This window comes from Mycobacterium sp. NGS24, from assembly GCF_059813065.1.
Map to the genome: position 1 here is coordinate 1 of NZ_JCALDW010000010.1, position 13,263 is coordinate 13,263.

Here is a 13,263-nt window from a genome sequence, read left to right on the forward strand (position 1 = left end):
ACGAGTTCCCGGTCACCGACACCCCGCGGTACAAGCAGATCGGTGAGCGGTTCGGGATGGTCGCACACGAGCAGGGCATCTGCGGCGCTCATGTGCATGTCGAGGTTCCCGATCGGGCGGCCGCCGTCCACGCGAGCAATTGGCTGCGGCCGTGGTTGCCGACACTGCTTGCGCTGTCAGCGAATTCGGCGGTGTACCGCAGTTGTGACACCGGCTATGCGAGCTGGCGCAGCGTGCTGTGGCGGCGTTGGCCGGTGGCGGGCGCTCCGCCGTATTTCGCCTCGCCCGACGAGTACGACCGCACCGTGCAGATGCTGGTCGACACCGGGGTGTTGCTGGATCAGGGCATGGTCTATTGGGACGTGCGCCCGTCCGCGGTGTTCCCGACGGTCGAGGTGCGGGTCGCCGACGTGCCGGCGACGGTTGACGAGACGGTGTTGCTGGCCACCCTGATCAGGGCCGCGGTGATCACCGCCGTCTACGAAGCGCCGGCAGGTGCCGACCGGCTGCCCCCGGCGGTCTTGCGCGCCGCGTACTGGCAGGCCGCGCACGATGGACTGGCCGGCAACACGCTGGATCTGATCAGCGGCCGCGGCTCGGTACCGGCCCGCGAGCAGCTTTCCGCGCTGGTGCAGCGGGTACGCCCGGCGCTGGACGCACTCGGCGAGTACGCCCGGGTGGTCGAGGAAGTCGACCGAGTTGCCACGCAGGGCAACGGGGCGATGCGTCAGTTGCGGGCGTGGCGCGAGCGCGGCGAGGTGATGGACGTCATCGAAGCGGCTGCCGCGGCCACACTGTCGGCTCACTGACTGGGCTCACTGACTCGGCTCACAGGGAAAGCAGTCGGTACAACCCGATCAATCCCACCACAACGATGGTGGCGCGCAATGCATTCGGCGACAACCGTCGGCCGTACCGGGCACCGACCAGCCCGCCGATCGACGAGCCCACTGCGATCACACCTGCCGCCGGCCAGCTGATGCGATCCCACGCCACCAACGTATAGCCAACGGCGGCAACAACATTCACCACCAGCGTGAGCAGGTTCTTGGCGGCGTTCATGCGCTGGACGGACTCCGGCAGCAATGCACCCATCATCCCGACCAACAGAATGCCCTGCGCGGCAGTGAAATACCCGCCGTAGACGCCGACCGCGAAGGTCCCCGCCACAAGTGCGACCATCCGGGCGGAGGTGATCCGCTCGACCGAGCGGCCCTCCTGTTCGGCCCGCCGCCGCGCCCAGGATTGCAACCACGGCCCGAGCACCACCAGCACCAGAGCCAGCACCAGCAGCGCCGGCACGATCCGGGTGAACACCTGCTCGGGCAGATGCAGCAGCAGGTAGGCGCCCAGCACCCCGCCGGCCAGCGAAGCCGGAATCTGCCAGCGCAACCGATCCCACTGACCGCGTAACTCGGCGCGGTAACCCCAGGTGCTGGACACTCCCCCGGCCACCAGACCGACCGCGTTGGACATGGTGGCCGTGACCGGCGGATAGCCGAGGGCAACCAACGTCGGAAACGTGATCAGGGTGCCCGAGCCGACGAGCGCGTTGATCGCACCGGCCCCGAGTCCAGCCAGCCCGATCAGGAGCAGGTGGTGAACCGACACCCCGAGAACCCCGAAAGTCTAGTGACGACAACGAAATTCAGCGGGCGCCCGGGGGTTACCCGAGCACCCGCTGATCCGGTCTGACGGCGTAGCCCTGTGCTAGGAACCTAGGTAGGGAACGCCGGGCAGGTTGGGGATGTTGTGCCAGTTGGGCAGCGGGCCGCCCTGCTGGAACAGCTGCACCGCAGCGTCCTGCCCGTTCGCGTTGGCAACCCAGTCGCGGATGGTGAAGAACAGATCGGTGCTGGCCCGGGTCGCCAGTTGCGCGGCGACGTCGTACTCATTGAGGTTGGTGCCCGGGACGGGCGTACCACCGCGCGGGGTGTGCGGGCCGTCCTTGTTCAGCAGCGTGTGGCACTCCTGGAATCCCGGCGGCGGTCCGCCTGCAGGGCAACCCTCGAGGGGGAACTGCTGCGCGAAGTCGATGCTGTAGTAACCGGTGTGCAGGTCGGCCGGGAAGTCGGCCGGGTTGCAGACGGGGAAGATCGGCGGGGCGAGCCGGTCCAGCTGGCCGATGGCGATGTTGTCGTCGACCCAGTTGGAGTGGGAGTAGAAGTCCTGCAGGGTGTGCAGCAGGGCACCGAACGCGGCGCGGGCACCGGGCCCGTCAGCCTCGACGTTGCCGTTGAGCACCGATCCGCTCAGGACGATCGGCGAGAAGGTGTCCCAGGCGACTCGCGCCCGATTGCAGATGTCGGTGGGGTTGATCGAGTTGTCCAGGTGCCGGAACTCGTCGGTGGCGAAGGCATCGCTGCCCAGCGCGCCGCCGCCCGGCGGCGGCCCCACCAGGATCTGGTTGACCGCCAGCTGGCTGACCTGGTCAGCGGGAAGCGCGTTGCGCGTGATCGTCTCGTGGTACTTGACGTAGAACGCCTGAGCCGTCGGCGCGCCGAAGGATACGACGGCTGCGACGGCCGCCAGTATCGCGACGAGGACGCCCAACGGGTGCCTGCGGGTTAGCGTCATGAGAACTCCGTACTGGTAGGGACAGCTAATTGGGACCTAGAAGAACTCGGTGTCGTGCGCTTTCGTAGACGTTTCCTCATGAACCTTACGAAATCAATAAAGACCCGTCGATATCAGCATCAACGCATGCTTTCCGCGAGGTAGGGAAGCGTCGTAGTCCGGTAGGTCTCCACGGTGTCCGCGAGCAGTTCGGCGAACTTGGCCTGCAGGGTTGCCGTCGCGTCTCCAACCGGCTTGTCGCAGAAGCGGCACCGGGCCGCGAACCGGGCGTGCTCGTCCTCACCGGGCCAGAATCGGCGTGGCCCCACCGTGGCTCCCGGGTCGTACTGAACGGCTTGATGCGCGCTCTCGCGCAGGATCCTTCCGACCGGATGTTGCTGTGGGCATTCGAGTTTCAGCGTGCCGATGCCTTCGGAGAAGCTCATTGCTAGATGTCGCTGGTGAGATACCGGGTCTTGACCGGGGGCGCGGCCAGCAACGGCGGAAGCTGCGTCAGCTTGCCTTCCCCGGCCCTGAACCGGCGGTAGGCCTCGTCGTGGTCCACCGATTCCCACACCTCGTAGATCAGCCAGTGCGCCTCGTCCTGCTCGTCGACCCACACGTCGGTCTGCAGGTTGCCGTCGAACGCGCGGGTGTCCTGCAGGGCCCGGCCCATCAGTTCTCGCCCGGCCGATACCTGATCGGGCTTGAATCGCAGCTCGAGAATCACCGTGACCGGCATCGTCGTCTCCTGTTCTGCCGCGGCGCGTGCGGTCAGGGGAATGGTACTTCGTGGGCACTGGCCAGCGGTCGCACCGAATGCCTTACCCGGACTCCGGGCGGCGGGGCGGTAGCTATGCCGGCGCGCCGTACTGCTCGTTGGGCAGGCCAGGCGTCGCGGCCAGCGGATCCGGACCGAAGCGATTCGGCCCCTCGGTGCCCCTCGCGACAACCCAGACCAGCAGCGCGATGGCCCCGATGACCGGGATGAGGCTGAGCAGCACCCACCAGCCCGAGGCGTCCACGTCGTGCAGGCGTCGGACACTGACGGCCAGGCTCGGGATCGCGGTGAGGAGGTTGAATATGACCGAGACGATCTGCATGTCCATGCTGGCGTCGACCAGTGTGGACGCGATGCCGCCCAGGACGGTGAAGAGGACCCAGTACCAGAACTCGGACCGGCAGGCGCGACCGCTGAAGGTGACGTACTTGGTGAACCCGGTCGCGACGGCCTGCCCGAAGCCCATCTCATCTCCCCCGGATCGGGATGCGTACTTGTGGTCCCGGCTGGGATCGAACCAGCGACCTTCCGCGTGTGAAGCGGACGCTCTTCCACTGAGCCACGGGACCGGCGCCGAGAGGCGAACGACGTCGAAGATTATCACGATCCGCTGAGGGGACGTGCGACGCGAACCGTCCACCCCCGCATTGGACACGCTCGGTACCAAGGAATTTGTGTGCGCTCGCGCACTGGACTATCGTCGTGCTTCGCACCGAGCGACGATCTCGCTCGTTGCGCGCGGATGTAGCGCAGTTGGTAGCGCATCACCTTGCCAAGGTGAGGGTCGCGGGTTCGAATCCCGTCATCCGCTCGAAGGTGCAAATGGCATCAATCCAGCGGTGGAGTGGCCGAGTGGTGAGGCAACGGCCTGCAAAGCCGTGCACACGGGTTCGATTCCCGTCTCCACCTCCGACTTTTGACTCCAGCGCGATTAGCTCAGCGGGAGAGCGCTTCCCTGACACGGAAGAGGTCACTGGTTCAATCCCAGTATCGCGCACCAGCATTCATGCAGGTTAGAGATATTGTTCGCGACACTTCCTGAAGTTCGTGAACTCCCCGTGAACTCCCTCTGCGCGCCCATGTGCTCACGGTTGACGCGTACGCCTATCAGGCACACAATGGGATCATGGCTACGAAATCCGAGCGTTTCGCTGTGCGCCTGACCCCCGAGCAGGACGCACTGATCCGCCATGCCGCCGAGGTCGAAGGACTTGACCTCACCAGCTTCACCGTGAGAGCCACTGTCGCGCACGCTCGCGACGTCCTCGCAGACCGTCGACACTTCGTCATCGACGACGCCGCATGGACCGAATTCAACGCCCTACTCGACCGGCCCGCCCAGTTCAAGGAAGCGCTGGCGAAGATGTTTGCCAAGCCGTCCATCTTCGAACGGGACGCATGACCGGCTACAGCATCCCCCGACCGATCAGCGACGTTGACGACGCCGCTGCATTCGACAGCGGCGAATCCACCCTCGACGACTACCTCCGTAAACGCGCGCTAGCCAACCACGTCAGCGGCGCATCCCGTTGCTTTGTCACCTGCCGCGACGGCCGCATCGTCGGCTACTACGCACTGTCAACCGGGGCGGTCTCGCATGCTGACTGCACCGGCAAGTTCCGCCGCAACATGCCCGACCCGATACCGGTGATCCTGCTATCGCGCCTCGCCATCGACCGCAAGCACCAAGGCTGCGGGCTGGGCGAGAACCTGCTCCGCGACGCCATCGGACGCAGCGTGCAAGTCGCCGAAGATATCGGCGTCCGTGCCATCCTCGTGCATGCGCTCCACGACCAGGCGCGCAGCTTCTATACCCGCTACCAGTTCGAACCGTCCCCCACCGACCCTCTTCACCTAATGCTGATGGTCAAAGACGCCAGGTTGAGCGTTCCGGCCTTGCAGAAAGATAGGAATACCGCTCGTCGCGACCTAATCGAAATGATGGTCCAAACCGGTGCAGACCGTGACCACCTCGAATCGTTCACCAATGAGCAGTTCCGCCGTCTGATGGCAGTCATGGTGCTCACCCACGCCGACGAGTTGCACAAACTCGCCCCGGACCAGGCCGGCGACGCGCTGACCGCCGCTCGCGAAGCCACCGGATTTACCGATAAGGCACTACGGGCGGTGACGCTCCCCGACGGGAGTGCCGTCTTGATCGACGCCGACAACGAGGACACCGACGAGATCCGCGACGACGTCGCCGAAGAGGGACCTTCATGACGATCTGCTATCACACCACCGATGCGGCCGATGCGATCCTCAGCGGAGGCTTCCGCGATAGCATCGGGTCAATCGTGCCCGGTGAGGGCGTGTTTCTCAGCGAGCACCCGCTGATGGATGCCATGGAAGGCGCAACAGGCGAGCAGCTCCTACGGGTCAAATTCGGTGACGACGTCAACCTCAACATCTACGAACTGCCCGTTGGTGCGCCGCGCCAATGGTTCATGCCGGCTGCGGTGATCAATGAACACGCCACCGTGACACTGCTGAGCGACGCCGAGCGTGACGCGGCGGTAAACGCCAGGCTGTCCGGACTGGCGGCTGTCACCACCACTTGCTACGCCATCGCCGCACTCGACAGCGACGGCAAACCCGTCAAGTACCTCCCGTTTTACGGGGAGGGCTGGGCGCCCGGCACCAGTTACAAGTTGCAGAGCGACCCAGCGATGGCGTGGAGATTCGGTGACAAGCAGGTCGCGGAGGAGACCGCCGCCGTGATGAATGCGACCCACGGCAACAGCCCGGAGCTTCGAGTCATCGAAGTGGACTGCGACGGACCACCCCTCACTTTCGTGCCCTGAAATCTCAAATCCCCACCTGCCCAAACAGGCCACCCCAGACGAAGTGGTTGGAGTCGCGCGCCGCCTCCGTCAGTGGCTGAGCCGACACCTCGACGCGTTGTCGCGGTGGCCAAGGTTTTGGGCATCAGTTCATCGAATCCGCTCGGCTGAAGGTTTGACGAGATCGCCACCGACTTGCGCTCATAGGCTGCATCGACAATGCGATAAAGCCCTTCGGCGGTATCAGTACCGACCGGGAGCAGGCCGACGTCATCAATGACCACGAGCTCGGCGCGCACGATCTTGGCCGCTGCCTTGCCCGAGAGAGTCGTCGGCGCGGTGGGACCGAACGAGCACCCCCGATTTGTTCGAGGGTGAACCACGCCACCGGCATTCCGGCCTCGATCACCCTCTGGCCCAACGCTTCCAGGAAGAACGTCTTACCGGTGCCGGCCGGCCCGCAGACCACCAGATTCTCCCGGCGCCCTACCCATTCCCCGGTCACAGCAACCCGTGCAGCGTTGTCAGCGTCGACGGCGCGCACAATGGCGGCATGGCTCAAGCCGTTGGCCAACGCGACCGTTGGCCTTTCATGCATATCGTCGTTGCGACACCCTGCATCGCGGCTGCAGGCGAACCTTTTCGATGTGCGCATCCATCAGCGCCGAACCAATTATCACGTTGGCGGAGTTGGGGATTGCGACGTCGGCAGTCATGAAGAATTGGTTCCCAATCGATGTGCGAACCGATCATTCTGCTGGCCTTAGCGTCTCGGCATCGCCATCGAAGCCAGCTTGAGAAGGCGCAGGGGTGCCTGCGCGGCACTTCGCGGTGGTTCCGTCCACCGTCGTGATAGCGGCGTCCGCGCCACCTCTTGCAAGTACGCCCTGTGGCGCGTCTGCAGCATCAGCCCGAAAGCTACAGCTCGGCAATAGCTTTCACACTGGCCCACGATAAGGACCGCCCGCTCGGTAACGCCATCGCCCAAAGTCGGCGCGGACACCACGGCCAGCCGGAATGGCTTGGTAGGTGGCTGCAGCGGAGGCGTAGAGGTTGCTGTCGGGCCGGCCCGTTACATTGGCAAGGCTTCATGAGTTGCCGTCCATATGCCCATTATTCTGTTATACCCCAACCACTCTCGCCGGAGAACAATGACAACCAGCAGCATCCTCCCCTGTCCTGATTACGGTTCATTGTGCAGGCAACCGCATCGATGAACGCGACTCGCGGTGCCCATGGCGGCGTTTCCTAGTTCGTTGGCCATTGGGTAAAAATCTCACTGAGCCGCCCGATGTCGGCGGCGGTGAGACCGATCAACTGCAACCGGTGTCGGCGTGTCAACTTGATCTTTTCGCGCATCTTCTCGGCGTACACCGGATCCTCGGGCATACCCCACATCTCGACGAACGTACCGTCCTCTAGGAGCCAATCAGCGCGGCGACGGGTGTTCGGGTTCAGCTCCGGGTCGAAGGGATATCGGGGTTCGCGCGTGTGACCGATGCGGTGCCGGTCGAAGAAGTCATCGACCGCTTTCTCTTGCAGTGACGGGCACAAGTGTCCGTCGGTGGCCTTGAGTACGGTGCCGCGCGACACCCGCACACCGTTGTTGGCCAGCCCGGTGCCGATGAGGATGTGTGTCCACGGAAGCTGGCGGCGTGTGATCGCAATGCGGAGAAGCAAGCGACGGTCGATATCGGCCGGCGACACCGGATGCTGGGGGTCTGCGTGGATCGTGGACAGCTGGGACTCGACGAATGCTGCGCCGCCGAATTCGTCGTCGGCCAGAGCGCGGACCGCCAGCGTCGCGCGAGCAATTGCCCGGGTGAGCGTCGCCCCCATGTTCGGGAGACCCTCAACAGCCACAGCAAGGCAGCGGTGACAGTAGGCCAAGGTCTGCTCGCACAAGGGTGCGCGGAAATCGCCAGCCGGCCGTTCGCAGATCCGGCACGTACCGATCGTGTCGAGATAGGTATGGCCGGGAAAGAGCGTGCCGCGATGGGTGGTCAGTCTCTCCAGAAGCGCGGTCGGTTCCGCACCGAGCTTGTGTGCTGGCTGGGCGAAACGAGCCAACTCCGAGGCCTCGAACAGTGTGTCCGGCACCAGGCCCGCCACGGCAGGGTTCAGCGGCCGGAAGTTGGGTCCGGTGATCATCTACTCGTAGGACAAGTCACGCAGGTGACCTCGCCACACGCGTTCACGCAATGTCCATCTAAGGGGTGGTAGTCCAATGCCGTCCACCGGGACGCCCAGGCGGGCTGCGAACGCACACGCGGGCGCGACAAGTCGCTCGTCTTCGACCCACAGCGTCTCGGCTGTCGGGTTGTATTGGGCGAAGGTTGTTCGTGTCGAGGGTCCGTCCGGTTCGGCCCACCGCAGCTTCATGCCGCCGGGGCGCCAGCCCACATGCACGTTAGGCACGGCGCCGGGCTCCCACTCCTGGCTCACGGCTTCACTCCGGGGCTCCCGGGACGCAGCCGCTGGTACGCCCATCTTGAGTAGCCCGTCGAGCACTGCGGGGCGCAGGCGCTCGTCGTCGAGAAACAGATAGCCAAGGGCGACGGAACCAATCGGTGTGTCTCCGGAGTACACGGTCAATGAACTGGGCTGTCCGGACTTTCCTTCGCGAACGGTCACCGAAAGCGGTCCGAGGGGCCGGCTGTGCCCGGGAAATATGCGCAAGCGTTCGAGGACGTGACTCGTGCGCTGGCGCCCTTCGTCGTCAGGGTCCATTCCTCGGGAGACCAAGACACTGTGCACCGCGTACGCCAACTCGGCTGCCGGGGGGAGCGCGAGTTTGGCCTTACTGTACGCGCATGGGAGGTCGTCGGGGTCGTCGAAGTCCAGACCGTAGTAGTCGGCGTCGTCGCGCTCGATGATGACGCTGCAATTGACCTCACCGCCAGACATTTCAGCCAGAAGTGGGATCGCGTTCTCTGGAAGCTTGGACAGGAGCCGACGGTAGACGAAACCCATGTGGCGGTCGTCGATGTCACCTCCCGTTGATCGCGGCCTGGCGATCGACACGGCGCCCGGATCGTGCTCGTTGTCCGGGCGCGGGATAAGCACCACCGGGGCCATAATTAGGGTCTGACCTTCGGGGCCCGCGTTGAACGTGTCCGCTGCGTAGCGCGCGAACCTCAGAGATGCGTCATCCCAGGTCGTGAACGAGAGTCCGTCATCGATCGAATCCCCCACCGGCGGAAGCGTGACCGTGTAGCCGTCCCACTCAATTGCGTAACCCAACGTGGCCTCCATTCGCAGATCCGGACGCGCCCGCACTATACGGATACGCACGGACAGATAGTCCGACGAGTCGTCGAAACACGCAACGACCTGCTCGACCGCGCGGCGAACCTCCGGATCTGACAGGCTGACCCAGGGCGTAGTGCTAGGAAGAATCTGCGGTCCGATTGCTATGCGCCTAAAGCCGGACGCAGTCCACTCTGAGCACGCCATTGCGCCGTCGATGTCACTCGATCGGGACCGCAATCGGAATTCGCAACACGTTGGCGATCGGCGTGTACAGGTCGATACCGCTCTCCGGCGTCCGCAACGACAGGACGAGGGCGTAGCGCACAGCTCGGTTTACACGATCGCGTGCTTTGCTGTACTTCCACCAACCACCGACCGGATACACGGCGAGCTTGCCTGACTGGGAGAGCTCGGCTCCCGATGTCTCCCATACGTCTTGATGCAGTGAGCCGAGGTTTCGCTGATTAGCTCCGACAAGCCACCGAACCTGGCTCGGCGCCCGACGGCCCCCACCGTCCTCCGTACCGGCATCCCGATTGACGCGCTGCACGAAGAGCTCCTCTGACTCCAGAGGGTCCTGCAGCTCGAATCGAAGAGAATGCGACGGATACTTGTACCGCTGCCGCCAACCACGCCGCGACGCGGTCGGCTCGATGAAGTACGACAACGTGACACGCAGATCGACTCTCGTACCACCAAGCCCTTCCAAAACTTCTCTCGGCCAAGGCAACTCGTGTAGCCGAAAGACCGGAACCTTGAAATCATCACCTTCGAAGGGCACGAACTCATCCTGGATGACGAGGGTGACCGCTTGATCAGACGAGTAGAGCACCCCTTGCTCCGAAGGCACGCCCCATCCGTAGCGTCGCAACATCAACTGCTTTTGTTTCAACCCCAACCTGCCGGCGGCATCCAACGCCTGCCGCATCACCGGTGTCCACTCGGCCGCATGAACCAGCAGAGCACGAACGGTCTCGGGCCAATACTCCGGGTAGGTGACCATCGCCAGAGCTGCAAGTCTCGAAGCCTGGGCCGTGGCAGCGCTTGTCGCATTGGCCGACGAAAGCGCTTGGTCATTGACGTGGCCAGTGGTACGCACCGACAACGCTGGATGGCTGGGCTCGAAAAGAGAACTGCCATCACTAAGTACGTTGCCGCCCTCCATGACAATGTCCGGCTTAATGGGCCAGGGCCCCAGTCCGAACAGCAACGAGGTTCGACTGTGGGGTGATAAATCGCCGACGGTGGCAACGGCCTCCCATCCTGCATATGCCGGATCAGTTGGCGCATCGACCATCTCGGTATGCGCGCCGACCGTGAGTACGTTCCATGCCTGCGCGGGATCCTGCACCGGCGACGTATCAGATTCATTGAGGTGGTCGGCGACGAAGCGATCTACATTGCCCGCCGATACCACTATCAGCCGCGCTGCACCATCATCGGGCGGTGCCAGAAGCTGCAGCTCGTCACCATCGCGAACGACGTCCGATCCGACCGCAAGAGCATCGACGGTGGATGACCACAGTGTTGGCTGGCCAGGAATTTCTGGCGTGTCGCCATCGACGGTCACGGGTGAGCAGAACACCCGACGGCGTGCCGATGTGGCCTCAGCGAGCGACACCGCCTGCGCCGTAACATCACCGAACGCAAGCGGTTCGTGCTTGGGCTCTGATCGAGTCGGTTTGATACGAACGGACTCCAACCGGTGGCGTAGGGATATCGTGTCACCACCGATCAGGTACCGATCCAGGTCGTGCCCGAACAGCGCGATGCCTGCCATCGCCGTGCCATGACCTTCCACATCGAATCCACTTGTGCCGACGACGGTTTGGAGATCCTCGGTCGACAGCGACGCTTCCAGCAAGATATGGGTGCGTGCAACACCAGTATCCAGGTGGCACACAGCGGGTTCGTGTGCTTCAGCAGGCTGGAGTCGCTGGGCGAGGTCATCCGAATATTCGGCTTGCTCGCCGGCGGTCAAGTCCTCCACGGTGTCGACAAATTCTGGGCGACGTATCTCGGCTACGGGCACCGCGGACACAGGAAGCGCTTGGAGATCAGCCCACCGTGCTTCCACCCACATCACGTCGCGGTCGATCAGCCGCAGCACTCGCGACGAAATGCCGAGGCCCAAGCTTTCGGCGAGGTTCCGCAGGAGCTGCGGACCGTTGTCGGTGCGGCGCAACCACACTTCCCACCATGTCGATGAACCCTGCGGCGGGTCACCGCTGGATTGCCACAGGTCGCGCAAGAGCGTAGACCGAATGCGCGCGATGTTCGCGACCAACCCGTTATTCTTGGGCTTCCCAGTCTTGGTGTCCTCCAAGTAATCCTCGAAGAGGCCGACGAACTCAGCGCGATACTGATCGGCTACCCATACAGTCGCCCGTTCAGGAAGTCCCTCAGCCGGTTCCGCTGGCAGTACCGACAGCAGGAGCCATTTCGGTCGGCGTGGCGTCTTCCGATGCCGCGAGAATTGTTGAAGCGATTCAACTTTCAATGGGTAGGCAGCATCGCCACCTTCGAGTGTGACAATCGTGCCGAGCGCACGAAGTTCCTCTTCGGTGAGTAACTCCTGACGTGCGGCATCACCGGAAACGAGCGCGGATTCCAGCTCGCTGACCCGGCCACGCCCGTGCTCCGCACGGTCTTCGACTGGTCTGACTCTCGGATTCCCACCACCGGGGCGAAGGAAATCCTCATTGGCTACTCGACCTACGACAAGGAAGTGACTGAGATGGTCGCGGCCATTAGCCAAGGCTCGATGACTTCCGTGCACTCAATGCCCTACGAAGCTCCTCGACACTTACCTGTGAATGACCTTCCAAGATCACGCTTTTCGCAGCCGACTCTGCTGCCCGTACCAGGTCAGCGTGTGAGAGCCCCTCGATGTCGGCTGCAAGCGAAGCCCAGCGAATCCCCTTGGCTAAGGAGCCAAGACGTGATCGCATCACCACGGCGCCCTGTTTGGCGTCGGGCAGCGCATAGTCCAACACCATGTCGAAACGGCGAAACAACGCCCGGTCGAGGATTGCCCGGTGGTTGGTGGCGGCAATGATGATGCCTTCGCTGCTGCTGTTCTCAAGAAACACCAAGAACGAGTTCAAGATTCGCCGCGCTTCGCCGACGTCGTTGCCTGCGCGATCGCCGCCCAGAGCATCGAACTCGTCGAAAAGATACACGGCGCGCTGTTGTTCGGCGGCGTCGAATATCGTCCGGAGTTTCCCAGCGGTCTCACCCATGAACTTGCTCATCAACGACTCCAGCCGGATGGTGAGCAACGGCAGCGCCAGCTCGTGCGCGAGCACAGCCGCCGTCATGGTCTTGCCGGTTCCGGGCGGTCCTTCAAACAACAGCCGATGTGCTGGTTGGAAGCCATGGTCCAGAAGGTTCTTGCGCTGCCGCTGCTCGGTGAGAATCCGTCGCACACGCGCATCCAGGTCAGCCGGCAGCACGAGGTCTTTCAATGTCACCGTCGGGTGTGATGCGACGACCAGGTCGGAGAGATCGCCACGAGGCTGCGCGATCGAAACCACCTTGGTGGGGCGATCGGCGCGCGAGCTCTCGACGGCGGCCTTCAAGTCGGCGGCAAGCTTATGGTGCCCCTGCCGGGCGGCCTGAGCGGCCACCTGCAGAGCAATGGCGTAGAACGCCTGGTCGTCCCCGCTCGCGTGGCTACGCACGAGTGCCTTGAAGTGCTCACCTGAGCCGGCCACGTTCACCTCCCACCACGTGCAGCTACCTGAGTGTAGAGGCGGGGCCCGTCAGGAGACCGCGGCATCCAGTAACCGTTTGAGCACGAATGGGCTCCCGCGTTCTCACCGGCGAACGATCAAGACCCACTTGTCAGTTACATCTCGCAATACTCCCTTTTCATCGCGACCTCACCGG

At 63.7% G+C, this 13,263-nt stretch carries 12 protein-coding genes, 4 tRNA genes and 2 pseudogenes; 7 read left to right on the forward strand and 11 right to left on the reverse strand.

Annotated features, from left to right (window positions below; genetic code table 11):
* The coding region (locus tag AC5Y6Y_RS14645; protein WP_499918468.1) for a carboxylate-amine ligase at nt 1-809 on the forward strand (809 nt) is incomplete at its 5' end.
* A 19-nt stretch (nt 810-828) separates the two neighbouring features.
* Here AC5Y6Y_RS14645 and AC5Y6Y_RS14650 read toward each other — a convergent pair.
* The 6 genes from AC5Y6Y_RS14650 to AC5Y6Y_RS14675 form a co-directional block, all read right to left on the reverse strand.
* Nucleotides 829-1,596: a sulfite exporter TauE/SafE family protein gene (locus AC5Y6Y_RS14650; RefSeq protein ID WP_473140081.1), complete on the reverse strand. Its 768-nt coding sequence runs from the start codon at nt 1,594-1,596 to the stop codon at nt 829-831.
* Between the two features lie 114 nt (nt 1,597-1,710).
* Complete coding sequence (locus AC5Y6Y_RS14655) at nt 1,711-2,577, reverse strand: hypothetical protein (protein ID WP_473140019.1); 867 nt, start codon at nt 2,575-2,577, stop codon at nt 1,711-1,713.
* A 119-nt stretch (nt 2,578-2,696) separates the two neighbouring features.
* The gene (locus AC5Y6Y_RS14660; RefSeq protein ID WP_463826861.1) at nt 2,697-3,002 is read right to left on the reverse strand and encodes a hypothetical protein; all 306 of its coding nucleotides are present in this window, start codon (nt 3,000-3,002) and stop codon (nt 2,697-2,699) included.
* 2 nt (nt 3,003-3,004) lie between these two features.
* Complete coding sequence (locus AC5Y6Y_RS14665) at nt 3,005-3,298, reverse strand: putative quinol monooxygenase (protein WP_463826862.1); 294 nt, start codon at nt 3,296-3,298, stop codon at nt 3,005-3,007.
* 112 nt (nt 3,299-3,410) lie between these two features.
* Nucleotides 3,411-3,803 carry a DUF805 domain-containing protein gene (locus AC5Y6Y_RS14670; RefSeq protein ID WP_473140020.1) on the reverse strand — a complete coding sequence of 131 codons (393 nt, stop codon included), beginning with the start codon at nt 3,801-3,803 and terminating at the stop codon, nt 3,411-3,413.
* 31 nt (nt 3,804-3,834) lie between these two features.
* Nucleotides 3,835-3,906, reverse strand: a tRNA-Val gene (locus tag AC5Y6Y_RS14675).
* A gap of 169 nt (nt 3,907-4,075) precedes the next feature.
* On the opposite strand from AC5Y6Y_RS14675, the gene AC5Y6Y_RS14680 reads away from it, so the two are divergent.
* The 6 genes and pseudogenes from AC5Y6Y_RS14680 to AC5Y6Y_RS14705 all read left to right on the forward strand — a co-directional run bounded on the left by AC5Y6Y_RS14680 (nt 4,076) and on the right by AC5Y6Y_RS14705 (nt 6,141).
* Nucleotides 4,076-4,148: transfer RNA gene (locus tag AC5Y6Y_RS14680), tRNA-Gly, on the forward strand.
* Between the two features lie 27 nt (nt 4,149-4,175).
* Nucleotides 4,176-4,246, forward strand: a tRNA-Cys gene (locus tag AC5Y6Y_RS14685).
* Nucleotides 4,247-4,262: 16 nt separating this feature from the next.
* A tRNA-Val gene (locus AC5Y6Y_RS14690) sits at nt 4,263-4,337 on the forward strand.
* A gap of 126 nt (nt 4,338-4,463) precedes the next feature.
* On the forward strand, nt 4,464-4,739 hold the full coding sequence (locus tag AC5Y6Y_RS14695; RefSeq protein WP_473140021.1) for a type II toxin-antitoxin system TacA family antitoxin: 276 nt from the start codon (nt 4,464-4,466) through the stop codon (nt 4,737-4,739).
* A pseudogene (locus tag AC5Y6Y_RS14700) lies at nt 4,736-5,218 on the forward strand (GNAT family N-acetyltransferase); the annotation flags it as partial. The gene AC5Y6Y_RS14695 and the pseudogene AC5Y6Y_RS14700, both read left to right, overlap by 4 nt.
* A gap of 338 nt (nt 5,219-5,556) precedes the next feature.
* Entirely contained in the window at nt 5,557-6,141 is a 585-nt protein-coding gene (locus AC5Y6Y_RS14705; RefSeq protein WP_473140022.1) for a hypothetical protein, read from the forward strand.
* Between the two features lie 50 nt (nt 6,142-6,191).
* Here AC5Y6Y_RS14705 and AC5Y6Y_RS14710 read toward each other — a convergent pair.
* The 5 genes and pseudogenes from AC5Y6Y_RS14710 to AC5Y6Y_RS14730 all read right to left on the reverse strand — a co-directional run.
* Nucleotides 6,192-6,622 (reverse strand): annotated as a pseudogene (locus AC5Y6Y_RS14710) (ATP-binding protein); the annotation flags it as partial.
* Nucleotides 6,623-7,368: 746 nt separating this feature from the next.
* Nucleotides 7,369-8,271, reverse strand: a complete 903-nt coding sequence (locus AC5Y6Y_RS14715) for a hypothetical protein (protein WP_473140023.1) — start codon at nt 8,269-8,271, stop codon at nt 7,369-7,371.
* Nucleotides 8,272-9,375: a hypothetical protein gene (locus tag AC5Y6Y_RS14720; RefSeq protein ID WP_473140024.1), complete on the reverse strand. Its 1,104-nt coding sequence runs from the start codon at nt 9,373-9,375 to the stop codon at nt 8,272-8,274. It lies immediately after the preceding gene.
* A gap of 214 nt (nt 9,376-9,589) precedes the next feature.
* The gene (locus tag AC5Y6Y_RS14725) at nt 9,590-12,130 is read right to left on the reverse strand and encodes a S8 family peptidase (RefSeq protein WP_473140025.1); all 2,541 of its coding nucleotides are present in this window, start codon (nt 12,128-12,130) and stop codon (nt 9,590-9,592) included.
* Nucleotides 12,123-13,088: an AAA family ATPase gene (locus AC5Y6Y_RS14730; RefSeq protein ID WP_473140082.1), complete on the reverse strand. Its 966-nt coding sequence runs from the start codon at nt 13,086-13,088 to the stop codon at nt 12,123-12,125. The genes AC5Y6Y_RS14725 and AC5Y6Y_RS14730 overlap by 8 nt, the downstream gene beginning before the upstream one ends.
* Between the last annotated feature and the right edge of the window lie 175 nt (nt 13,089-13,263).